This is a genomic window from Limnohabitans sp. INBF003 (genome assembly GCF_055396645.1).
In genome coordinates this window covers 68725-90783 of the sequence record NZ_AP029222.1, presented here as the reverse complement: position 1 = coordinate 90783, position 22059 = coordinate 68725, and the positions used below count along the sequence as shown (strand labels likewise).

General features: G+C 60.4%; 21 protein-coding genes. 5 read left to right on the top strand and 16 right to left on the bottom strand.

Annotation, left to right across the window (positions count from 1 at the left end; genetic code table 11):
• Nucleotides 1-47: 47 nt before the first annotated feature.
• From holA to ACZ5VE_RS00430, 7 genes are read right to left on the bottom strand one after another with little or no spacing between them, the layout of a single operon-like run.
• Complete coding sequence (gene holA, locus ACZ5VE_RS00460) at nucleotides 48-1100, bottom strand: DNA polymerase III subunit delta (RefSeq protein WP_464456145.1); 1053 nt, start codon at nucleotides 1098-1100, stop codon at nucleotides 48-50.
• A 22-nt stretch (nucleotides 1101-1122) separates the two neighbouring features.
• On the bottom strand, nucleotides 1123-1713 hold the full coding sequence (locus tag ACZ5VE_RS00455) for an LPS-assembly lipoprotein LptE (protein WP_464456144.1): 591 nt from the start codon (nucleotides 1711-1713) through the stop codon (nucleotides 1123-1125).
• Between the two features lie 13 nt (nucleotides 1714-1726).
• A complete protein-coding gene (locus ACZ5VE_RS00450) occupies nucleotides 1727-4561 on the bottom strand; it encodes a leucine--tRNA ligase (protein WP_464456143.1) in 2835 nt (944 codons plus the stop codon).
• Between the two features lie 39 nt (nucleotides 4562-4600).
• On the bottom strand, nucleotides 4601-5029 hold the full coding sequence (locus tag ACZ5VE_RS00445) for an ExbD/TolR family protein (protein WP_464456142.1): 429 nt from the start codon (nucleotides 5027-5029) through the stop codon (nucleotides 4601-4603).
• 3 nt (nucleotides 5030-5032) lie between these two features.
• On the bottom strand, nucleotides 5033-5677 hold the full coding sequence (locus ACZ5VE_RS00440; RefSeq protein WP_464456141.1) for a MotA/TolQ/ExbB proton channel family protein: 645 nt from the start codon (nucleotides 5675-5677) through the stop codon (nucleotides 5033-5035).
• A gap of 19 nt (nucleotides 5678-5696) precedes the next feature.
• The gene (gene dapB, locus ACZ5VE_RS00435; protein WP_464456140.1) at nucleotides 5697-6512 is read right to left on the bottom strand and encodes a 4-hydroxy-tetrahydrodipicolinate reductase; all 816 of its coding nucleotides are present in this window, start codon (nucleotides 6510-6512) and stop codon (nucleotides 5697-5699) included.
• 54 nt (nucleotides 6513-6566) lie between these two features.
• Nucleotides 6567-7106, bottom strand: coding sequence for an outer membrane protein assembly factor BamE (locus tag ACZ5VE_RS00430; protein ID WP_464456139.1), 540 nt, complete (start codon nucleotides 7104-7106; stop codon nucleotides 6567-6569).
• An 84-nt stretch (nucleotides 7107-7190) separates the two neighbouring features.
• On the opposite strand from ACZ5VE_RS00430, the gene fur reads away from it, so the two are divergent.
• Nucleotides 7191-7619, top strand: a complete 429-nt coding sequence (fur, locus tag ACZ5VE_RS00425; protein WP_464456138.1) for a ferric iron uptake transcriptional regulator — start codon at nucleotides 7191-7193, stop codon at nucleotides 7617-7619.
• A 15-nt stretch (nucleotides 7620-7634) separates the two neighbouring features.
• Here the strand turns inward: fur and hprK are convergent, their stop codons facing one another.
• From hprK to ACZ5VE_RS00405, 4 genes are all read right to left on the bottom strand, one after another.
• Nucleotides 7635-8576, bottom strand: coding sequence for an HPr(Ser) kinase/phosphatase (hprK, locus tag ACZ5VE_RS00420; RefSeq protein ID WP_464456137.1), 942 nt, complete (start codon nucleotides 8574-8576; stop codon nucleotides 7635-7637).
• A gap of 25 nt (nucleotides 8577-8601) precedes the next feature.
• Nucleotides 8602-9069 carry a PTS sugar transporter subunit IIA gene (locus tag ACZ5VE_RS00415; protein ID WP_464456136.1) on the bottom strand — a complete coding sequence of 156 codons (468 nt, stop codon included), beginning with the start codon at nucleotides 9067-9069 and terminating at the stop codon, nucleotides 8602-8604.
• Nucleotides 9070-9230: 161 nt separating this feature from the next.
• Nucleotides 9231-9560, bottom strand: a complete 330-nt coding sequence (hpf, locus tag ACZ5VE_RS00410) for a ribosome hibernation-promoting factor, HPF/YfiA family (protein ID WP_019429675.1) — start codon at nucleotides 9558-9560, stop codon at nucleotides 9231-9233.
• Between the two features lie 243 nt (nucleotides 9561-9803).
• A complete protein-coding gene (locus tag ACZ5VE_RS00405) occupies nucleotides 9804-11024 on the bottom strand; it encodes an MFS transporter (protein WP_464456135.1) in 1221 nt (406 codons plus the stop codon).
• 17 nt (nucleotides 11025-11041) lie between these two features.
• Here ACZ5VE_RS00405 and ACZ5VE_RS00400 point away from each other — a divergent pair, with 17 nt between their 5' ends.
• The gene (locus ACZ5VE_RS00400) at nucleotides 11042-12298 is read left to right on the top strand and encodes a patatin-like phospholipase family protein (RefSeq protein WP_464456134.1); all 1257 of its coding nucleotides are present in this window, start codon (nucleotides 11042-11044) and stop codon (nucleotides 12296-12298) included.
• Between the two features lie 158 nt (nucleotides 12299-12456).
• Nucleotides 12457-13443, top strand: a complete 987-nt coding sequence (gene corA / locus ACZ5VE_RS00395) for a magnesium/cobalt transporter CorA (protein WP_464456133.1) — start codon at nucleotides 12457-12459, stop codon at nucleotides 13441-13443.
• Between the two features lie 7 nt (nucleotides 13444-13450).
• Here the strand turns inward: corA and ACZ5VE_RS00390 are convergent, their stop codons facing one another.
• From ACZ5VE_RS00390 to ACZ5VE_RS00375, 4 genes are all read right to left on the bottom strand, one after another.
• Nucleotides 13451-14212 carry a 5'-methylthioadenosine/adenosylhomocysteine nucleosidase gene (locus tag ACZ5VE_RS00390; RefSeq protein WP_464456132.1) on the bottom strand — a complete coding sequence of 254 codons (762 nt, stop codon included), beginning with the start codon at nucleotides 14210-14212 and terminating at the stop codon, nucleotides 13451-13453.
• 93 nt (nucleotides 14213-14305) lie between these two features.
• Nucleotides 14306-15988 (bottom strand): long-chain-fatty-acid--CoA ligase, encoded by a 1683-nt coding sequence (locus ACZ5VE_RS00385; protein WP_464456131.1) that lies wholly within the window; start codon nucleotides 15986-15988, stop codon nucleotides 14306-14308.
• A 76-nt stretch (nucleotides 15989-16064) separates the two neighbouring features.
• Entirely contained in the window at nucleotides 16065-17480 is a 1416-nt protein-coding gene (pntB, locus tag ACZ5VE_RS00380; RefSeq protein WP_464457526.1) for a Re/Si-specific NAD(P)(+) transhydrogenase subunit beta, read from the bottom strand.
• A gap of 46 nt (nucleotides 17481-17526) precedes the next feature.
• Nucleotides 17527-19104: a Re/Si-specific NAD(P)(+) transhydrogenase subunit alpha gene (locus tag ACZ5VE_RS00375; protein WP_464456130.1), complete on the bottom strand. Its 1578-nt coding sequence runs from the start codon at nucleotides 19102-19104 to the stop codon at nucleotides 17527-17529.
• A 143-nt stretch (nucleotides 19105-19247) separates the two neighbouring features.
• Here ACZ5VE_RS00375 and ACZ5VE_RS00370 point away from each other — a divergent pair, with 143 nt between their 5' ends.
• Nucleotides 19248-19742, top strand: coding sequence for an NUDIX hydrolase (locus tag ACZ5VE_RS00370; protein ID WP_464456129.1), 495 nt, complete (start codon nucleotides 19248-19250; stop codon nucleotides 19740-19742).
• 138 nt (nucleotides 19743-19880) lie between these two features.
• Complete coding sequence (locus ACZ5VE_RS00365) at nucleotides 19881-20330, top strand: glucosaminidase domain-containing protein (protein ID WP_464456128.1); 450 nt, start codon at nucleotides 19881-19883, stop codon at nucleotides 20328-20330.
• Nucleotides 20331-20369: 39 nt separating this feature from the next.
• On the opposite strand, the gene ACZ5VE_RS00360 is transcribed toward ACZ5VE_RS00365, so the two are convergent.
• A complete protein-coding gene (locus ACZ5VE_RS00360; RefSeq protein ID WP_464456127.1) occupies nucleotides 20370-22058 on the bottom strand; it encodes a GDSL-type esterase/lipase family protein in 1689 nt (562 codons plus the stop codon).
• Nucleotide 22059 lies beyond the last annotated feature (1 nt).

Here is a 22059-nt window from a genome sequence, read left to right as displayed (position 1 = left end):
CTGTCATGGATACCCGGTCAAACCGGGTAAGAGAAGGGCGGGCCGAATCAGCGGACGATGCAAAACCGTGAAAAACGCACCGCCAACCGCTGCAAGGCTTGCCAGCCATCGGTCGGCCATTCGGGCACTTTCAGGCCTTTGACGATGCCGTCCACCTGGTGCGCCGCTTGCAGCAGGCCGTTCAGGCGGGCTTCCGTCATGCGGGGCAACACGCGCTCGAACAGGCGTTCACGCGGGCCCCACACGCGCTGTTCGCGCAGCGCCATGGGCATGGGTTTGCCGCTGGCGATGGCGTCTTTCACGCGTTTCAAGGCGCGGATGTCTTCGGCCAAGGTGTAGTGCACCAGCATCGCAGCTTCGCCCTCGGCCTGCAGGCCGTCCAGCATGCGCTGCACGCGGGCCACCTGCCCCGACAACACGGCCTCGGACAGCTTGAACACGTCGTAGCGGGCCACGTTGACCACGGCGGACTCCACCTGTTCCTGGCTGAGTTCGCCCTGCGGGTGCAAAAGGCCGAGTTTTTGAATCTCTTGGTGTGCGGCCAGCAGGTTGCCTTCCACGCGGTCGGCAAAAAACTGCAGAGTGCGCTGGCCTTCTTCGCCCGCCAACACACGCTGGCCTTGCTGCTGCAGGCGCTGCGCGATCCACTGGGGCAAGGCATTGCGGTCCACCGGGTCCACCTGGATCGACACACCCGAGTTTTCCAAAGCCCCGAACCAGGCCCCCTTGCGGGTGGCAGCGTCCAAGCGCGGCAGCAAAAACAGGGTCAGCGTGCTGTCGTTGCCCTGGGCAGACGCGGCCAATTGCTGAATGGCCGTGCTGCCTTCTTTGCCCGGCTTGCCGGAGGGCACGCGCACTTCCACAATTTGTTTGTCGGCAAACAGGCTGAGCGAGCCGCCTGCAGCCAACACTTCGCTCCAGTCAAAATGCGCACCCGACACGGTGTGCACGCTGCGCTCGGTGTAACCCTGGGCGCGGGCAGTCGCCCGGATGGCATCGGCCGCCTCCTGGATCAGCAAAGCCTCGTCGCCATGCAAAACATACAGGCTGCGCAAGCCCTTTTGCAGGTGCGCCGCCAACTGTGGAAGGGCCAATTGCATGGGTGCGTTCAGAAAATGGGCATCAGGGCTTGGCCACCGAATCGGGGGCTGGGGCAGGCACCGCCTCTGGCGCTGTGACCGGCGCAGGCACAGGCAAGCTGCGCGGCTTGACCGCCGACAAACGGCGCATGATCTGCTGCACGATGTCGGTCTGCATGTCGCGGTACAAAATGCCCATCTCGATTTCTTTGGATAACGCCGCTGTTTCGGTGAAGCTCAAGTCCCGCTGTTGGGCCAATGAAACGGGCTCGATCAGGTCCACCCCTTGCGGCGTGCGCAAACGAAACTGCACGCGCAAGCGCAGCTGCAGTTCGCGCACTTGGCCCGCCGCGTTCACGCCCACCGCCACTTGTTGGCGCTCTTCACCCAGGATGTCAAGGATCGCATCGGCTTGGAGCATCTGCTTGGGCTCGGTCAACAGCTCAATGCGACCTGAGCCCAACAAATTGCGCCGCAACTCCACACCCAAAGGCGACGTGGTCGAGAAATTGGCATACAGGGTTTTGAACGCGAAGTCGTTGGTTTGGCGCAGCTGAAACCCACAGCCCGCGAGCCAAGCGGGCATGGTGCCCAGGCCCAGAGCAGTCAAAAAGAGTCGGCGTGAGGGTTTCATTCGGGGCGTTCTCTCAAAGCACCACGTTGACCAAGCGGCCCGGCACCACGATGACCTTTTTGGGTGCAGCGCCTTCGGCTTGTTTGATGAAAGCTTCGCTGGCCAAGGCTGCGGCCTCGATCTGCGCTTTGTCTGCCGCAGCGGGTACCAAAATCGAGCCACGCAGTTTGCCGTTGATCTGCAGCATCAGCTCGATCTCGTCGCGCTGCAGGGCCGACTCGTCCACGCCGGGCCAGGCCACATCGAGCAGTTCGCCGCAGCAAGCGGCGTAGCCCAGCTCGGTCCACAGTTGCTCGGTGATGTGCGGGCAAGCGGGGTACAGCACGCGCAGCAGAATGGAGAAGCCTTCGGCCAGAGCGGCTGCGTCTTCGGCGCTGCCAGACAGGGCCGCGTCTTCCAGCGTGTTGAGCATCTTCATCACCGCCGAGACGACGGTGTTGTATTGCATGCGCTCGTAGTCGTAATTGGCCTGCTTGAGCACGGTGTGAATGTCCAGGCGCAGCGCTTTGGCGGCTTTGCTGAACTCCACCGGTTGGCTGCGGTCCACCGCGATACCAGCCTTCAAAGCCGCTTCGTGTTTGACGCCGAAGTTCCACACACGGCGCAAGAAGCGGTAGCTGCCTTCCACGGCAGCGTCGTTCCACTCCAGCGTCACCTCGGGCGGCGCGGTGAACATGGTGTACAGGCGGGCGGTGTCGGCGCCGTATTTTTCAATCAGGTCTTGCGGGTCAACGCCGTTGTTTTTGGACTTGGACATGGTGCCCACGCCTTCGTAGTCGATGGCGGTGCCCACGGGCAAGCGGCCATCTCCACTGTCGGCTTCGTTCTTGAGCTTGGCGCCGACGATCTTGCCGGTCTCGTCGAGCACATGCTCCACATCGTGAGGCCAGAAGTAGTCTTTGCCCCCCTTGGCGGTGCGGCGCGAGTAGATGTGGTTCAGCACCATGCCCTGCGTGAGCAGTTTGGTGAAAGGTTCATCGACCTTGACCAGCCCCAGATCGCGCATGACCTTGGTCCAGAAACGCGCGTACAGCAAGTGCAGGATCGCATGCTCGATGCCGCCGATGTACTGGTCCATGCCGCTGCCACCAGTGGCTTGGTTCTGGTCACGCATCCAGTAATCGGTACCCTCGGCCACCATCTTCTCGGTGTTCTTCGGGTCGCAATAGCGCATGAAGTACCAGGACGAATCCACAAAGGTGTCCATGGTGTCGGTCTCACGGCGGGCGGGTTTGCCGCACACCGGGCAAGTCACGCCCGCGTGGAAGCCTTCGTGCTTGTGCAACGGGTTGCCGGAACCGTCGGGGATGCAGTCTTGCGGCAGCACCACGGGCAGGTCTTTTTCGGGCACGGGCACGGCACCGTGCTCGTCGCAATGGATGATCGGGATCGGTGTGCCCCAGTAGCGCTGGCGGCTCACGCCCCAGTCGCGCAGACGCCAGGTGGTCTTTTTCTCGCCCAAGCCTTTGGCAGCCAGCAGCTCGGCCACTTTGGTGACGGCGGCTTTCTGGTTCAGGCCGTCGAGGTCGCCCGAGTTGACGCACACGCCGTCTTTGGTGGAGTACCAGTCTTTCCAAGTTTCACTGGAGAATTGATTAGCAGCCAATGGTTCTGCCATAAGCCAACGTTCGGAATGACGAACGGGATCTTTGACCCCATCAGGATCGTTGACATTTGCATCGCCATCTTTCAATGCTTTTTTGTTGGCAATATTGTCAAGTTGTTCAACAACCTGCTTAATAGGCAGCTGGTACTTGAGTGCAAACGCAAAGTCACGCTCGTCGTGCGCAGGCACGCCCATGACCGCGCCATCGCCGTAGCTCATGAGCACGTAGTTGCCCACCCAGACTTCGACCTGCGCGCCCGTGAGCGGGTGCGTGACGAAAAGGCCCGTGGCCATGCCCTTTTTCTCTTGCGTGGCCATTTCGGCCTCGGTGGTGCCACCGCTCTTGCACTCTTCCAGGAACGCCGCCAAGGCGGGCTGGCTGGCCGCGGCATGCAGCGCCAGCGGGTGTTCTGCCGCCACGGCGCAGAAGGTCACGCCCATGATGGTGTCGGCGCGGGTGGTGAAGACGTACATCTTGCCGTCGCCGATCAAAGCGCCGTCAGCGCCTGTGATGCTGTGCGGGAACGCAAAACGCACGCCTTCGCTTTTGCCGATCCAGTTTTCCTGCATCAGGCGCACTTTGTCGGGCCAGCCGTTCAGCGTGGCCTTGTCGTTGCCGATCTGCACATGGTCCAGCAACTCTTGCGCGTACTGCGTGATGTTGAGGTAGTAGCCCGGGATCTCGCGCTTTTCGACCGGGGCACCGGTGCGCCAGCCTTTGCCGTCAATCACCTGCTCGTTGGCCAGCACAGTCTGGTCCACCGGGTCCCAGTTGACGACCTGGGTCTTGCGGTAGGCGATGCCTTTTTCGAGCATCTTGAGGAACAACCACTGGTTCCACTTGTAATAAGTCGGGTCGCAAGTGGCCACTTCGCGCGACCAATCGACCGCCAAACCCATCGCCTGCATCTGCTTTTTCATGTAAGCGATATTTTCGTAGGTCCATTTAGCGGGCGGCACCTTGTTCTTGAGTGCGGCGTTTTCGGCCGGCAGGCCAAACGCGTCCCAGCCCATGGGCATCAGGACGTTGAAGCCCTTCATGCGCAGACTGCGCGTGAGCATGTCGTTGATGGTGTAGTTGCGCACATGACCCATGTGCAGCTTGCCGCTGGGGTAGGGCAGCATGGAGCAGGCGTAAAACTTCTTTTTGCTGGCGTCTTCGGTGACGCGGTAGGCATCGCGGGCCGTCCAGCGGGACTGTGCTGCGGGTTCGACTTCGAGGTGGTTGTACTTGTCTTGCATAGTCTGCGATTGTAGAGGGGCGGCCTCCCCCAGAGAATGTCAGCGGGCAGGTGCCGGGGCTGTTTGCGCCACAAAGCCGATGCGCGACAAGCCTGCTTTTTGGGCCAGGCCCATGGCCTCGACCACACGGCCATAGGGCACAGACTGGTCAGCGCGCAGTTCCAGCTCGGTGTTGGGGTTGCGCCGGGCGGCGTCCGACAAACGCTGACGCAGGGCTTCAGGGGTGATGGGCTTGTCGTTCAGAAACAAGTCCCCCCGGGCGTCCACCACCAAAGACACGGCCTGCGGCACGGCACCGGCCTCGCCGCCTTCGCTTTGGGGCAGGTCCAGCCGGATGGCGCTGGTCATCAAGGGGGCGGTGAGGATGAAAATGACCAACAAAACCAGCATCACGTCCACCATGGGGGTGACGTTGATCTCGCTCATGGGGGCGTCCGGTTGGCGGGATTCCAGGCGACCGAAGGCCATGGCTCAGTCCTGCGGATCGGCCAGCAAGCCGCGCAGATCGTGGGCAAAGCCTTCAAGCTCGGCCTCAATCTGGTTCACTTTGCGGCCCAACACGTTGTAGCCCAGCACCGCCGGAATGGCCACAGCCAGGCCCGCCGCAGTCATGATCAGAGCCTCGCCCACGGGGCCTGCGACCTTGTCAATCGTCAGCTGCCCGGCCTCGGCCATGCCGGTCAGGGCGTTGAAAATGCCCCAGACCGTGCCCAAAAGACCCACAAAAGGCGAGATGGACCCGGCGGTAGCCAACCACACCTGGCCCCACTGCAAGCGGCGCACCACGCCCTGCAGGGCATCGCGCAACACCCGCGTCAGCTGGGGGTGGCGGTTTCCGGCGGAGGCCAAGGTGCCGCCCACGGGCAACAAGGTGGCTTCGAGCAAGGGGGTGATGCAGGCATCGCGGTCAAACTGGGCCACGCGCTGGCGGCCGTCGTCAAATGCAGGAGCTTGCCAAAAGGCCGCGATGCTGCGGCGCATGTCCAGGCCTACCCGCGACAGCAAACGCCATTTCCAGACCATCACCACCCAGCTGCCCACCGACAGCACCAGCAAGGCCAGCGCCAGCACACGGCTGACGAGGTCGCTGTGTAGCAAAAAGTCGTTGAGGTTCATGGCAGCAGGCCTTGGGCCATCAACGCAGGCTCAACACGTCGAACATGTCAAACAGGCCGCGCTGCTGGGTGGCCAGATAACGCACGGCGCGCAGGCTGCCCTGGGCGTAGGTGGAGCGGCTGGAGGATTTGTGGGTCACTTCGATGCGCTCACCAATGCCTGCGAACAGCACGGTGTGATCGCCCACGATGTCGCCGCCCCGGATGGTGGCAAAACCGATGCTGGACGGATCGCGCTCGCCCGTGTGGCCGTAGCGCTCGTACACCGCGCAGTCTTTCAAGTCGCGGCCCATGGCTTCGGCAATGACTTCGCCCATCTTGAGGGCGGTGCCCGAAGGCGCGTCCACCTTGTGGCGATGGTGGGCTTCGATGATTTCGATGTCGTAGCCGGTCGACATGGCTTGCGCGGCCATTTGCAGCAGCTTGAGCGTGACGTTGACCCCCACGCTCATGTTGGGGGCCATCACGATGGCGATGTCTTTGGCGATCTCGGCAATTTCGGTTTTTTGGGCTTCGGTGAAACCGGTCGTGCCAATCACCGCTTTGACACCCAGTTCGCGGCACACCTTCAGGTGCGCCAGAGTGCCTTCGGGGCGCGTGAAGTCGATCAGGCAACCCGAGTTCTTCAAACCGGCGTGCAGGTCAGACGTGACCTGCACGCCGCTGGATTTGCCCAAGGGGGCTGCGGCATCTTGGCCCAGTGCCGGGCTGGCGGGGATGTCGAGCGCGCCTGCCAGGCGGCAATCGCCAGAGGCCATGATGGCTTCGATGAGCATGTGCCCCATGCGGCCAGAGGCCCCGGCAACGGTGATGGGCAAGTCGGTCAATTGAGTCATGTCATTTTTGAATGAAAGATACGCACGCCATCGGGCACATGACCCGAACACCCGTTAACGGGGTGTTGGCTCCAGAGGGGGGTAGCTGGCCGGCAGCGGCACAGACACCGGGGTGTCACCGGGCGCTTTGGGAACCGCAAACTTCTTCAGATCTTCTTCGCTGGCTTGCAAGTTGGGCACGCTGGCGGCCTGTCGCTGTTGCACCAAGCGCTCGACAAACTCAGACTCGCTGGGCAAGTCGCCGCCTTCGACCGAGGCCACCACATCACCCTTGAAAAACACGGTGAGCTGGAAACTCTGGGGCGGCACACCTTGGCGGCGAATGCTGAACGCGTAATCCCAGCGGTCGGCATGAAACAAGCTGGTGACCAAGGGGGTGCCCAAAATGTCTTTGACTTGCGCGCGGGCCATGCCCGGGCTGATGGTCTGACGCTGCTCTTTGGACACGAAGTTGCCTTGCACCACCTCAGGCACATAAGGCTTGAACGTGTCGCTGGTGAAGCCGGACATGCTCCCGCAACCCGCCAAACTTGCGCACACAAAGAGCATGGCCAGGCGGTTGCCTGTCAAGGAAAAAGTCAGGGATGCTGTCATGATTGAGGGCTGGCCGATATGATCGGGTCATTGTAGCGGCAGCTTCACGCCCACATCGGTTTTGAATACCCAGATACCCTTCACATGACCCAAATCGACGAACTGAAAAACAATGGTCTGAAAGCCACGCTGCCCCGGCTAAAAATTCTGGAGGTTTTTCAGAGCGGCGCTCAACGCCACATGACGGCAGAAGATGTTTTTCGCCACCTGCTGCGCGAAAACATCGACATCGGCCTGGCAACGGTGTACCGGGTACTGACCCAATTTGAGCAAGCCGGCATCTTGAATCGCAACCACTTTGAAAGCGGCAAAGCGGTCTATGAACTCAACGAAGGCCAGCACCATGACCACATGGTTTGCCTCGATTGCGGACGGGTGGAAGAGTTCTATGACCCGGAAATCGAATCACGCCAGCAGGCAGTGGCCCAAGCCAAAGGTTTTGTGATCGCAGACCACGCTTTGAGCCTGTATGCCCATTGCACACAAAACCCCTGCCCTCACCGCCAGCGCTGAGCTGACGCAGGACGCTTATTCCATGGCCCGCCGCTGGCGCTCAATGAAGTCCTGGTAGGTGTCAATGCCGCGCATTTGCAAAATGGTGTTGCGCACAGCGGCCTCCACCAACACGGCGATGTTGCGGCCTGCCACCACCTGAATGACGACTTTGCGCACGGGGATGCCCAGCACATCTTGCACCAGGGGTTCTGAAGGCATGCGCTCGTAATCCCGCTCCAGCGTCTCACGGCGCACCAGGTGAACGATGAGTTTGAGGCGCATCTTGCGGCGCACCGCTGTTTCGCCAAAGATGGCTCGGATGTCGAGCAGACCGATGCCACGCACTTCGAGCAGGTTTTGCAGCAAATCGGGGCAGCGCGCCTCGATGGTGGTTTGGTTGATGCGGTACAAATCAACCGCATCGTCGGCCACCAAACCGTTGCCGCGCGAAATCAACTCCAGGCCCAGCTCGCTCTTGCCCAGCCCCGATTCGCCGGTGATCAACACGCCCATGCCCAAAATGTCCATGAACACGCCGTGCATGGTGCTGCGGTCGGCAAAGTGCTTGGACAAATAAGCACGCAACACGTCAATGACAAACGCCGACGACTGCTCGGTCGAGAACATCGGAATCTGAGCCCGTTCGCACATCGACAGCAACGCGTCTGGTGCAATCTGGCCATCGGCCAACACCAGAACGGGCGGCTCCAGCGTGACAATCCGCGCGATTCTGCGTGCGCAGTCTTCGGGCGTGGCATTGCTCAGGTAGGCCACTTCACGCGGCCCCAGAATTTGAACCCGATAAGGGTGGATGTAGTTCAGGTAGCCCACCAAATCGGCACCCGAACGGGCTTCGCGCACGGCCACTTCGTCAAACCGACGCTCCGAAGCGCCCAAGCCCGCAACCCATTGCCACTTCAGTTTGCCGCGGTGGTCCTCAAACAAGACATCGGCGCTGATGACGGAAGGTTTCATCGCAAAAGCCCAGGCTTTGGCCCGCTCAGACGGTTTGAGCCGACTGCCATTGGGCAATCAGTTGGTGCAGACTCTCTTGGACCGTGCTGCTCTTGATGCGCTCGCGCAGCGCGGAATCGCTCAGCAACTCGGCGATCTCGGACAGAATTTCCAGGTGCTTTTGGGTGGCGGCCTCAGGGACCAGCAAGAAAATCAGCAGGCTGACGGGTTGCTCATCAGGGGCATCGAAACCAATCGGCTGGGCCAACTGGAAGACAGCGGCCATGGGGGCTTTCAGGCCCTTGATGCGGCCATGCGGAATGGCCACACCGTGCCCCAGACCTGTCGAGCCCAGACGCTCCCGGGCGAACAGGCTGTCTGTGACCAATGCACGGGAAAGCCCATGCAGGTTCTCAAAGAGAAGTCCGGCTTCTTCAAATGCACGTTTCTTGCTGGTGGCTTCCACCCCCACAAGAACTTGGGCAACAGGCAATATGGATGAGAGGCGATTCATGGTCGAGGCCGGATTATGCACCCGTCCGGGGCGCAAAGGTTGCAAGATGTATCTGGCCTCAGGCCCAAGCCGGCATACCCAGCCGCCAGGCCAACCCCACCGCCCCGTTTATGCATGAAAAAGGCCGCTCTTGGCGGCCTTCAATAGATCGGTTAACCCCGTCACATCATGCGCTTGGGGGCGCTGTGATGGTGATCGGTGATGCGGTCTTTGTGCTTGACCACTTGGCGGTCCAGTTTGTCCACCAGTTCATCGACGGCGGCGTACAAATCTTCGTGGGCGCTTTCTGCAAACAGGTCATTGCCTTTCACGTGGATGTTGCATTCAGCGCGCTGGCGCTTTTCCTTTTCTTTCTGCTTCTCGACGGTCAGCAGCACTTTGACGTCGACCACCTGATCGAAATGCCGGGTGATGCGGTCGAGCTTCCCTGTGACGTACTGGCGCAAGGCCGGGGTCACTTCCAGATGGTGCCCGCTGATGGTTAAATTCATAGTCGTCGCCTCCATAGATTCAGGGTAGAAAAAGCCCCGCCGAAGCGGGGCTCCGAAACCACCTGTTCAGGTGATTCAACCCCACTATGCGCCGCCCATCACTGAAAAGCAAGACACCCCAAGGTAAACCCCCAGAGGCCCGGGCCATTGCCCCGGAACCGACTTTTCGGTGCTATCGTCCGACTTGAAGCGAGACTCTCAACACCACCGCCTTCACGCCCCCGAAGGCCGCTCGGGCAATCATCAAGCTGCCTTGACGGGCGCGCCATGCAAGCGCAAATGCCCTGCCAGCCAGGCGCTGAGCAAACTGGCCACCACCCCCAGCAAACCCGCCACCCAGTAAAACGTGAGTTGTCCTTGGCCATCGCGCCCGATGATGAGGCCCGCCACCAAAGCGGCCATGCCCATAGAGGCGGATTGCACCGCCGAGTTGAGGGTCATGAAAGTGCCGCGCAAACGTGGCTCGACGGCCGATGAAATCATCGCCATCCCGGGAATCATGCGGCCACTCATGACGGTAAAAAACAAAGTCGATATGGTGAGCAAACCCCACAGCGGCAAACCTTGCGACAGCGTGGTGGCCATCAAGGGCACAGTCACGGCCAAAGCCAGGCGCTGAAACATCCTGACCTTGCCCACCCGGTCCGTCAGGCGGCCAAAATGGCGCGCACTCAACAAGGTGGCCACGCCACCGCACAGGTAAATCCAGGGCACTTGCGCCGCCTGCATGCCCGCATTGGACTGCAGATAAATGGTGATGTAAGGAATGACGGTGAACGCAGCGAACATCATCAACCCCGACACCCCGAAGGCCTTGAGGTGATTGGCCTCGGCCAGCACCTGACCGATGCCGCGCCACACACTGACCCGTTCGGGGTGGTGCAGGTGCGCGTCCAGACGGGGCAAGGTTTGCCAGGCCCCCAGCGCCAGCAGGCCCACCAGTGCGGCTATGCCGAAGAACGGCGCGTGCCAGCTCAGATGCGCTGCCAAAAACAAACCCAGGGGCACCCCCGCCACCGTGGACACGGAAAACGAGGTCATGACCACACTCATGGCGCGCCCCCGGCGCTCAAATGGCACCACGTCGGCCACGATGGTCTGGGACAAGGCGGACAAAACGCCACCAAACAAACCTGCGGCCACACGGGCCAGCATCAACCAGACATAGTCGGGCGCCAAACCACAAGCCAGGGTGGCCAATCCAAACAGGATGTACATCACGAGCAGCAAGCGTTTGCGGCTGAAACGGTCGATGTAGGTGGCGGCCATCAGGCCGGACAGGCCCGCCGACAAGGTGTAAGCCGACACCAGCAGGCCGAACTGGGCGTTGCTGATGCCAAACAGGGCCGTGAACTGCGGCCCCAGCGGCATCATGATCATGAAGTCGAGGATGTGAGTGAACTGGATGCCGGCCAGCGTGAAGAGCAGCCAGCGCTCTCGCCGTGGAGTCAAATGTGGGGTCATGAAACAATGCAAGTGAATTGACTGAATCTAACACCCTGCGTCAAAACCCCCAGCCCATGCCCCTCGACAGCCTGACGCCCCAGCCCCATGCAACAAACACCCACCCCGTCCATGGCTTGGTGTTGATGGGGGGCGGTGCACGCACCGCTTACCAAGCTGGCGCACTGCAGGCCATCGGCGAACTGTTGGGGAACCAGGGCGGCAGCGCAACCCAAACCTTCCCATTTCAGGTGCTGGCGGGCACTTCGGCTGGGGCCTTGAACGCCACATTTCTGGCCAGCAAGGCGATGAATGGACTGAGCGGTCTGGATGACCTGGCCCGATTTTGGAAAGGCCTGCGCTCAGAGGCGGTCTACCACCTGCCCCAAACCCCCTTGGCCAAACTCAGCCGATGGGCCACCGCCCTGGGCCTGGTGCTGTCGGCCCGGGAATCTGCCGCGCTCATGGACAGCCTGGCCTTGGTCAACACCTTGCATGGTGCGATTGCACTCGAACGCATTGACACAGCCTTGCAACACGGGGTGTTGCAGGCGCTGGCCGTCACCGCCTCCAGTTACTCCAGTGGGGCCCACTGGACCTTTTGCCAAACCCGCGATGGCCAGCCCATCCCATGGAGCCGCCCCGGTCGGCGAGCGGAGCAACAACCCATCACCATTGAGCACCTGATGGCCTCCAGCGCCATCCCCTTCATTTTTCCGTCGACGCCGCTGTGGGTGGATGGCGGCATGGAGTTTTTTGGGGACGGCTCCATGCGACAGCTGTCGCCTTTGTCATCTGCCGTGCACCTGGGCGCAGACCGGATATTGGCCATTGGCGTGGGGCAGCCTCAACGGACAGGTCTTGGCACCCCATTCCCGACCCACGGACGGCCTTCGTTGGGCGCCATTGCAGGACACGCCATGGCCAGCGTTTTCCATGACACCCTGGATGCCGATGTCGCGCAAATCAACCGCGTCAACCAATCACTGAGCAGGCTGCCTGACCCTGTCCGCGCCGAGTTGCCTTTCAGATCGGTGCAGGTTTTGGCGCTGCAGCCCAGCGCCTCACTGGATGCACTGGCTCAAGAACACGCCCACGCCTTGCCCAAACCGATCATCCGGGTGCTCGAGGGCTTGGGGGCTCTGCGAGGCAGCGGTGCCGCTTTGGCCAGTTATTTGTTGTTTGAACCCGGCTTCATCCAGGCCTTGATGGCACTCGGCCAAGCAGACGTGCACACCAAAGCCGATGAAATCCTGGCTTTTTTGAGCCCCCAGCCCAGCCAACCGGTGCGATAATCCGCCGATTCATTCTGGAGACACACTGCCGTGGAAACTACCCCGAGTCGGTAGCTTTCGGACGCATTGAGCACTTGGCCCATCGTTCGAAAGCTGCAGCAAACCCCATTTCGCCGCCCCTTTGAACTTTTGGCATCTGGCCATTTTTTGGATTCGCCATGCTCAACATCTTCACCCTCGCCAACGGTCGTCTCTTTCAAGAAGAGATCGAATCGCTGGAAGAACTCTCCCGTTTCCAGCCCATCTGGGTCGACTTGGAGTCGCCCACGCTGGAAGAAAAACGCTGGATCAAACAGTACTTCGGCCTGTCCATCCCGGAAGACGCGATGGACGAGGACATCGAGGAATCCGCGCGCTTTTACGAAGAAGACAACGGCGAGCTGCACATCCGCTCCGACTTTTTGATCGCCGACGAAGACGAGCCCCGCACAGTGCGCTGCGCCTTCATCCTGAACCAGCACAACCCCGACCTGAAAAGCCAGGGTGTGCTCTTTTCCATCCACGACGAAGACGTGCCAGTGTTCCGCCTGCTGCGCATGCGTGCGCGCCGCGCCCCAGGTCTCATCGAAGACGCCAAGGAAGTGCTGCTCAAGCTGTTTGATGCCGATGCCGAATACTCGGCCGATACGCTCGAAGGCATTTACGACAAGCTCGAAACCGCTGGCAAAAAAGTGCTGTCGGGCGATGTGACCGACGCCATGGCCGGTGAAGTGCTGGGCGCCATTGCACGGCAAGAGGACTTGAATGGCCGCATCCGCCGCAACGTGATGGACACGCGCCGCGCGGTGAGCTTCATGATGCGCTCCAAAATGCTCAACGCCGAGCAGTTCGAGGAAGCTCGCCAGATTCTGCGCGACATCGACTCGCTCGATTCGCACACGGCCTTTTTGTTTGACAAGATCAACTTCTTGATGGATGCCACCGTCGGTTTCATCAACATCAACCAGAACAAGATCATCAAGATCTTCTCGGTGGCCAGCGTGGCTTTGCTGCCGCCCACCCTGATCGCCAGTCTCTACGGCATGAACTTTCAGTACATGCCCGAGCTGTCACAAAAATGGGGCTACCCGTATGCCCTGACCTTGATGGTGGCCAGTGCGGTGGTGCCCATGTGGTATTTCCGCCGGCGCGGCTGGCTCAAATAAAACCCACTCAGCCAGGCTGACGGCTCGCAAGCCACTGCGACAAGATGGCCAGGCTGTAGCGGCTGGCCACTTCGCGGATGAAGCGGTTGAAGTCGGTGTGGGCCTCGTCATCGGCACGGTCTGAGACCGTGCGAACCGCAGCAAAAGGCACCCGATAGTCATGGCAGACCTGCGCCACTGCGGCGCCCTCCATCTCGACCGCCAAGGCATCGGGCAAGGCTTGACGCAACGCCCTGCTTTCGGTTGATGTGGCCACAAAACGGTCACCGCTGATCACCAAACCCTGGTGCATTTGCGCTTCGCTCAATTCAAATGTGGTCACCGTTTCTGCACCCAAATGCTGCCGGGCATCACCCAGCACTTGCCGGGTGGCCGAAGCCAGCTGCGCCACCAGTTCCACATCGGTCTCAAAACGGGCACGGCCATACAAGGGCACTTCGTGGCGGGGAAACAGGGGCGATGCGTCCATGTCGTGCTGCACCAAGCCGGTCGCCACGACCACATCGCCAACATGCACATCCGCACCCAGGCCTCCGGCCACACCTGTAAACACCAAGGTGTCCACATGAAAACGCTCCAACAAAACCGTGGCGGTGGTGGCGGCAGCCACCTTGCCAATGCGCGAGAGCACGGCAACCACCTCGTGCCCATGCCAGTGCCCCACCCAAAAATCACGACCCGCCACCGACACGCGTTGCTCGTGCGGCATCTGTGCCAGCACAGCGGCCAATTCTTCGTGCATGGCACTCATGATGCCGATCACCGCCATGGGGCTTCCTTTGCAGCTGGATTGAAAAAGCGGCCACGCGGACCGCTTTGAAGTGTATCGGGCAGACAGCCCCAATGAAGCCTGGCAAGCACCTCAGGTTTTGTTGCGCAATTCGCGCCGCAATATTTTGCCCACTGGCGTTTTGGGCAACTCATCACGGAACTCGATCACACGGGGCTGCTTGTAGCCGGTCATGTTCTCACGGCAATAGGCCAGGATTTGCGCCTCCGTCAACGCCGGGTCTTTCTTGACGACCACCAACTTCACCGCCTCACCGGTTTTGTCGTCGGGCACACCAATCGCGGCACACTCCATCACGCCAGGGCAGGCAGATGCCACCTCTTCCACCTCGTTGGGATAGACGTTGAAGCCACTGACCAGAATCATGTCCTTCTTGCGGTCCACAATTTTGAAGAAGCCGCGCGCATCCATGATGCCCACATCGCCCGATTTGAAAAACCCGTCAGCGGTCATGACCTTGGCGGTTTCATCCGGACGCTGCCAATAACCCGCCATGACCTGCGGGCCCTTGATGGCGATCTCGCCTGGCGTGCCGGAGGTGGTGACTTCGTTGCCATCGTCATCCAGCAGCTTCATGAACGTGCCCGGCAAGGGCACCCCGATGGTGCCCGTGAATTCGGTGCTGGTGGTCGGGTTGCAACTGGCCGAAGGGCTGGTTTCGGACAAGCCATAGCCCTCACAAATCGGACAACCGGTTTTCTCAAGCCAAAGCTTGGCCACGTTGGGGGTCACCGCCATGCCGCCGCCCAGCGACACCTTGAGGTTGGACCAATTGACGGTGTTGAAATCCGGGTGGTTGGCCAAGCCGTTGAACAAGGTGTTCACCGCAGGGAAGCTGTGAAACGTGTGCTTGGACAACTCCTTGAGCACTGCAGGCAAATCACGCGGATTAGGAATCAGGATGGTCTTGCCGCCCGAACGCATGGACAGCATCATGTTCACCGTGAACGCGAAGATGTGGTACAGCGGCAAAGCACACACGGAGGTGGGTTGCTCGCCTGTCGGCACGCGCTTCATCACCGGTTCGTTCCAGGCCTCGGATTGCAGCACATTCGCAATCAGGTTGCGGTGCAGCAGCACCGCGCCCTTGGACACGCCGGTGGTGCCACCGGTGTATTGAAGAACTGCAATGTCATGGGCCGAGAGTTCGGGTTTGCGAAACGCCTGCTGACGGCCTTTGGACAAAGCATCATTGAACCGGACCGCCTGCGGCAAATGGAAGACAGGCACCATCTTCTTGACATTGCGCACCACGTAGTTGACCAAGCTGCCCTTGAGCCAACCCAGGCGATCGCCCATGGATGCCAACACCACGTGTTGCACGGGAGTTTGCGCCATGCACTTTTCAAGCGTGGCGGCAAAGCTCTCGATGATCACGATCGCTTTGGCGCCAGAGTCCTTGAGTTGGTGCTCGAGTTCGCGAGCAGTGTAGAGCGGGTTGACATTCACGACCACAAAGCCTGCACGCAAGATGGCAGCCACAGCCACAGGGTACTGAGGCACATTGGGCATCATGATCGCGACGCGATCGCCTTTGCTCAGACCCAAAGATTGCAGGTAGGCCGCCATGGCCAGGCTTTCCCGGTCGGTCTGTGCGTAAGTGATGTCCTTGCCCAAAAAACTATAGGCAGAACGGGCGGCATATTTGGAAAAACTCTCTTCAAGCAAGCCCACCAGAGAGCTGTATTGGGTGGGATCGATGTCAGCTGGAACACCCTCGGGATAACTGTTCAGCCAAACGGGATTCAAGTTCATTTCAGATTCTCCTGCGGGTCAGTCTACCGCACTACTGACGGCAAACTGACTCGCAGAGCTACTGGATTTCCCGGGTTCACATTTTCAAAGCCACCAGCACTTCGTCGAGCATCTTCTTGGCATCGCCAAACAGCATGCGGTTGTTGTCCTTGTAGAACAACGGGTTGTCCACGCCCGCATAGCCGCTGGCCATGGAGCGCTTCATGACGATGCTGGTGCGGCCTTTCCAGACCTCGAGCACGGGCATGCCGGCGATCGGGCTGGTCGGGTCTTCCTGCGCCGCAGGGTTGACGATGTCGTTGGCCCCGATGACCATGACCACGTCGGTGTCCGGGAAGTCGTCGTTGATCTCGTCCATCTCCAGCACGATGTCATAAGGCACTTTGGCCTCGGCCAGCAGCACGTTCATGTGGCCCGGCATGCGGCCCGCCACCGGGTGGATGCCAAAGCGCACAGTCACGCCGCGCTCGCGCAGGGTCTTGGTGATTTCGTTGACCGTGTGTTGGGCTTGCGCCACCGCCATGCCGTAGCCCGGCACGATGATCACGCTCTTGGCGTCGCGCAGCAGCTCCGCTGTTTCGCTGGCGCTCACCGGCACCACTTCGCCTTGCGGCTCGGCCGCAGCGCCATCGGCTTTGGGCGTGGCAGGTGCCCCACCCCCAAAGCCCCCAGCGATCACGCTGATGAAGTTGCGGTTCATCGCGTTGCACATGATGTAAGACAGGATGGCCCCCGACGAGCCCACCAGCGCGCCGGTCACGATCAGCAGGTCGTTGCTCAGCATGAAGCCGGTGGCCGCAGCGGCCCAGCCGGAATAGCTGTTGAGCATGGACACCACCACCGGCATGTCGGCACCGCCAATGGCCATGACCATGTGGATACCGAACAACAAGGCGATCACGGTCATGATGATCAGCGGGGTCATGCCGCTTTGCACATCGTGCGCGTTCACAAACTCGCGGCCAAACCAGACCACGACCAACAAGCCCAGCAGGTTGAGCCAGTGACGGGCGGGCAGCAAGAGCGGCTTGCCGCCGATCTTGCCGTTGAGCTTGCCAAACGCGATGAGCGAGCCGGAGAAAGTGACCGCACCGATCAGGATGCCGACGTAAATCTCGACTTCGTGAATGGCCTTCTCGGCACCTTGGTACTGGACCGAGGTGTCGACGTAGCTGGCAAAACCCACCAGACAAGCCGCCAGGCCCACCAGGCTGTGCATCAGCGCGACCAGCTCGGGCATCTGGGTCATCTTGACGGTTTTGGCGGCGTACAGACCGACGCTGCCGCCGATCAGCAAGGCACCGATGATCCAGGGGATGCCCGCAGCGGCCACACGTGGCCCCACGATGGTGGCCAGCACCGCTAACGCCATGCCAATGACGCCATACAGGTTGCCTCGGCGCGAGGTTTCAGGGTTGGACAGACCACCCAAGCTGAGGATGAAAAGAATGGCTGCGCCGAGGTAGGCGGCTGTGGCCAGGCTGGGAGAGATGAGACTTTGAGACATGTTCATGATTCCTTGTTGTTATGGTCTCAGTTCACTTGCGGAACATGTCCAACATGCGGCGGGTCACGGCGAAGCCACCAAACATGTTGACGGCCGTGAGCACGATGCCGGCAAAAGCCAGCCACTGGATGAGCTGATCGGGCCGCCCGTTGGTGCCCGCCTCGGGCGGCAGGATCTGCACCAGCGCACCGATCACGATGATGCTGGAGATGGCATTCGTCACGCTCATGAGCGGCGTGTGCAGCGCAGGCGTCACGTTCCACACCACCATGTTGCCGATGAAGCAGGCCAGCACAAACACCGTGAAGTGGCCCAGAAAAGCCGCTGGCGCGTAAGCACCAATCGCCCAAAACGCCAAGGCACCCAAGCCAAACACCACCGCCAGGGTTTTGGCGGGCATGGGCCCGCTGCTGCCGTGGCCGTGGCCGCCTTTTTTCTCGGCGACCGCCACCGTGGGTTTGGGCGCAGGTTTGGGGGCCACCACCAGCGGCGGCGCGGGCCAGGTGATTTCACCGTCCTTGATGACCGTCAGGCCCCGGATGGCATCGTCTTGCATGTTGACGTTGATGACACCGTCCTTGGTCTTGCACAACTCTTCCGTCAAGCGGAACAGGTTGGTGCCGTACAGCGTGGACGACTGGCGCGCCATGCGCGAAGCCAGGTCGGTGTAACCCACAATCGTCACGCCGTGTTTGACGACCGCCTTGCCGGGCTCGGTCAGTTCGCAGTTGCCGCCTTGCTCGGCGGCCATGTCCACGATGACACTGCCGGGCTTCATGCTTTTCACCATCTCGGCGGTGATCAGTTTGGGCGCGGGTTTGCCGGGGATCAGCGCCGTGGTGATGATGATGTCCACCTCACGGGCCTGCTGCGCGTACATCTCGCGCTGCGCGGCCTGAAAGCCTTCGCTCATGACCTTGGCGTAACCGCCTCCGCCCGAGCCTTCTTCTTCGTAGTCCACCTTGACGAACTCACCGCCCAGCGACACCACCTGGTCGGCTACTTCGGCCCGGGTGTCGTTGGCACGCACGATGGCCCCCAAACTGGCGGCCGCGCCAATGGCGGCCAAACCGGCCACACCGGCACCGGCGATGAACACCTTGGCCGGAGGCACCTTGCCTGCGGCCGTGATCTGGCCGTTGAAGAAACGGCCAAAAGCATTGGCCGCCTCGACCACGGCGCGGTAGCCGCTGACACCGGCCATCGAGGTCAGGGCGTCCATCTTCTGGGCGCGGCTCAATGTGCGGGGCAGCGAGTCGATCGACAGCGCCGTGACCTTTTGGGCCGCCAGCTGCTGCATCAAATCGGAGTTTTGGGCCGGCCACAAAAAACCGATCAGTGTCTGGCCTTCGTGCATCAGGGCCACTTCGTCGGCTGTGGGGGCTCGCACCTTGAAGACGATGTCGCTGCCACTCCAAAGCTCAGCAGCGCTCGGTGCAATGGTCGCACCGGCTTCGACATATGCACCATCAGACAGGTCAGCGAGTTCGCCTGCACCCTGCTCCACCGACACGTCAAATCCAAGCTTGACCAGTTTGGTCACCACATCGGGCACAGTGGCCACCCGTTTTTCACCGAGGAATATCTCTCGCGGCACGCCTATGCGCATGGTTTGTCTCCAGATGATGATAGAAATCGCAGGCCTTGCACCGGGCAGGGCAAATCAGCGCTTAAATATATACCGAAACTTACAAGCGCCGGATCAGGTCAATCCCAGGCATCGCCATTCGGCACCACACCGATAATCACCCCATGGACACACGCTGGAAACCCAATGTCACCGTGGCCGCCATCATTGAGAAAGATGGCCGCTACATGCTGATCGAAGAACACACCCAGGAAGGCTTGCGCCTGAACAACCCGGCCGGACACCTGGACGAAGGCGAATCACCCGCCGATGGCTGCGCCCGCGAGGCCCTGGAGGAAACAGCCCACCCGTTCAAGCCAACCGCCTTGGTCGGCATCTATTTGTCACGCTTTCAGCGCGCTGCCACAGGTGAGGACATCACCTATGTGCGGATGGCTTTTTGCGGCGACATCGGCGACTTGCAGCCCCATTTGAGCCTGGATGAGGGGATCGTTCGGACCCTTTGGATGACCCCGGAGGAAGTGCGCGCCAGTGCAGACCGCCATCGGAGCCCTTTGGTGTTGCGTTGCATTGAAGACCACTTGGCCGGTCGCCGTTATCCACTTGACCTGATCTACACCGATGCCGCAGTCACCACTCCCATCAGCATCCGCATCTGAAACCAGGCGACTGTGCGAATTACCCCGGTGGTCCCCCATCCGAAGCGCAACATGCACTGCGGCCACGACACCCCATTCACAGGAGTCATGCACGTGATCGATTGGCGTCAACGCATTTTGGCTTGCCTTTTGGGGGTCTTGCCCATCGCCGCGACCTGTGCACAAGTCCAACGACTGGGCAAGGTCAACCCTGCGTTGGTTGAAGCCGTGTTCATCGAAATTTGCAGGCTACAAATTCAACAACCGCAAACGGTGATTCGCCAGGCCATCCTAGAAACCGGTTGGATGCGAGCCCCCTTTCTGATGCAAAGACAAAACCTTTTCGGCTTCAGAAATTCCAGATACCTGATTTTCAATCACTGGAAAGACAGCATCGCTTATTACAAAGCATGGCAAGACAAAAACTACACCGCGACAGCGCACAAGGACTACGCTGCATTTCTGAAAAGCATCCGATATGCGAGCCCTGGCTACATGGCCCACTTGGGCAAGATACAGTGGGAAAAACCATGCCCCGAAACACCCTCAGGCAGCGATGAGACAAGCCCTGGGGTCGAAACCCCATCGACGGCGACAGCCAACGATTGAAGTGTGTTGTCGGTCATCACCACCTCTTTCGAGGCGGCTTCAATGGGCCTTTTTGGGTTTGACAGATTTGGACTTGGCGGTTGACTTGGTCGCAGTACGCGATTTGGCCTGGGGCTCTTTGGCCCCGCTGCGTGCAGCCGACTTGCCGCCTGCGGTCGTGGCTTTGGCCTTGGCTGGCGCACTCACACGAATCAGATCAGGGCGCCGCTGAAAAGGTTGCAAAGCCTTGAGCCAGGCAGAAACCGATCTTGGCACTTCGGCTTTCTGCGCATCCATCCACAGACTGGTCTTTTCAGGGTATTTCATGCGCCAGGCCACCGCATTGAGCATCGCCTGCGCCAACAAATCGCCCTTGATGGCATAGCCCGTGCCACTCAAATGCACATGGTCAGGCAGGGCCAAGCCATAGGCATACCAAGTGCGCATGGCATCCTCACCGCCGGCCACACGGTACCAGTCATAAAACAGGCAATCGTTTTCCTTGGCAAGACGTCGAACCAGCTGCGCGAAATCCCAAGCCGCCGTAATGGGCTGCTTTCGAAAGTAGGTGTCTTGAACGCTGGTCAGCAAGATCAGGGCATCCGGGTGCTCTGCACGCACTTTCCGGATGGTTTCAACCATCGTGGCCTCCAACTGTTCCGGCACCGTGTTTTTATAAATCAGGTCGTTCGTGCCCCAATCCAAGATCACGAGATCTGGCGCCAACAAGCTGGACTGTGCCTCAAAGTAGGCCTGTGAGCGCAGCGAACCATAAGCCGCTCCGCCCACGCCGAGGTTGTGATAAATCACGCCCGGCGTCTTGTTCTCGATGCTCACACCGTGCAACTCGAAGGTGTCTTCCGGCTTGGGATCGGCGTTGACGACATCAAAGCGGATGGTGTCAGACAGCTGGGGCACGGCAATCTCGACCATGCGGGAGTTTCCCTGAGACCCGTCATCGCTTTGGAGCTCACTTTCCCACAACAAATCTCCCGACTGCATCCGCAAGCGGTACGCTGCAGAGCTGGTCCGGTACATGAATTTGAGCACCTTGGGTCCTGACTCGAACTGCTGATTGAACTGTAGTGTGAACGAGGCCTCTGCACTGGCCGTGCGCGCCACAAAACCAGACACACCCAAAGGCAGTTTGGGGTAGACCTGAATGCTGTTGGCTGTGATCCACTCGCCTTCGAAACTCGATTTGTAGTCGTTTTGCGAATAGGTTTTGGCGATGGCATAGGGAAACACCATGCCTCGCCCCGCGCTGCCCGCAAGCGACTGCAATTTGTGGCGAGAGATTTGAGCCCCGTAGCCGCCCTGGACATGAGAGTCACCAAAATGCAGCACCGTGAAACGCCCCTGCGCTGCACCCTCCCACTTGTTTTTCAAACGTTGCAAAAGCTGCGGGTTGGCCGCCTCCAGCGTGTTCACATCTGCCGTCACGAATGCTGTCAAAAGCTGGGCTTTCTCGCCGCCAATGAGGTCAGGCAATGTTTTCCATGCAAAGGCGGGCTTGGGGGCCCCCTCTTGCCCAGGAGCAAGCACCGCACGACGCTGGATCTGAACAGCAGACACGCTCTTGGGCACCTGAGCAACCATGGGCGAAGGTGCAGGCGCAACAGGCATCGCTGGTAGCGTGGTGGCAACCTTCACAGGCTCGGCCTGATGGGTCGCGCACGCCGCCAACAAGGCGCAAAGCGCCGCACCGACCACACCACGAACCGGCAGGGTTCGAATCAAAAACGACATG

Bases quoted from the DNA above. Each gene is read 5' to 3' on its own strand.
- ACZ5VE_RS00405 (WP_464456135.1), bottom strand. From the start codon at position 11,024: ATGACCCCACATTTGACTCCACGGCGAGAGCGCTGGCTGCTCTTCACG.
- hprK (WP_464456137.1), bottom strand. From the start codon at position 8,576: ATGAAACCTTCCGTCATCAGCGCCGATGTCTTGTTTGAGGACCACCGC.
- fur (WP_464456138.1), top strand. From the start codon at position 7,191: ATGACCCAAATCGACGAACTGAAAAACAATGGTCTGAAAGCCACGCTG.
- hpf (WP_019429675.1), bottom strand. From the start codon at position 9,560: ATGAATTTAACCATCAGCGGGCACCATCTGGAAGTGACCCCGGCCTTG.
- ACZ5VE_RS00370 (WP_464456129.1), top strand. From the start codon at position 19,248: ATGGACACACGCTGGAAACCCAATGTCACCGTGGCCGCCATCATTGAG.
- corA (WP_464456133.1), top strand. From the start codon at position 12,457: ATGCTCAACATCTTCACCCTCGCCAACGGTCGTCTCTTTCAAGAAGAG.
- ACZ5VE_RS00375 (WP_464456130.1), bottom strand. From the start codon at position 19,104: ATGCGCATAGGCGTGCCGCGAGAGATATTCCTCGGTGAAAAACGGGTG.
- ACZ5VE_RS00415 (WP_464456136.1), bottom strand. From the start codon at position 9,069: ATGAATCGCCTCTCATCCATATTGCCTGTTGCCCAAGTTCTTGTGGGG.
- ACZ5VE_RS00360 (WP_464456127.1), bottom strand. From the start codon at position 22,058: ATGTCGTTTTTGATTCGAACCCTGCCGGTTCGTGGTGTGGTCGGTGCG.
- ACZ5VE_RS00450 (WP_464456143.1), bottom strand. From the start codon at position 4,561: ATGCAAGACAAGTACAACCACCTCGAAGTCGAACCCGCAGCACAGTCC.
- holA (WP_464456145.1), bottom strand. From the start codon at position 1,100: ATGCAATTGGCCCTTCCACAGTTGGCGGCGCACCTGCAAAAGGGCTTG.
- ACZ5VE_RS00445 (WP_464456142.1), bottom strand. From the start codon at position 5,029: ATGGCCTTCGGTCGCCTGGAATCCCGCCAACCGGACGCCCCCATGAGC.
- ACZ5VE_RS00390 (WP_464456132.1), bottom strand. From the start codon at position 14,212: ATGGCGGTGATCGGCATCATGAGTGCCATGCACGAAGAATTGGCCGCT.
- ACZ5VE_RS00455 (WP_464456144.1), bottom strand. From the start codon at position 1,713: ATGAAACCCTCACGCCGACTCTTTTTGACTGCTCTGGGCCTGGGCACC.
- ACZ5VE_RS00440 (WP_464456141.1), bottom strand. From the start codon at position 5,677: ATGAACCTCAACGACTTTTTGCTACACAGCGACCTCGTCAGCCGTGTG.
- ACZ5VE_RS00430 (WP_464456139.1), bottom strand. From the start codon at position 7,106: ATGACAGCATCCCTGACTTTTTCCTTGACAGGCAACCGCCTGGCCATG.
- ACZ5VE_RS00385 (WP_464456131.1), bottom strand. From the start codon at position 15,988: ATGAACTTGAATCCCGTTTGGCTGAACAGTTATCCCGAGGGTGTTCCA.
- dapB (WP_464456140.1), bottom strand. From the start codon at position 6,512: ATGACTCAATTGACCGACTTGCCCATCACCGTTGCCGGGGCCTCTGGC.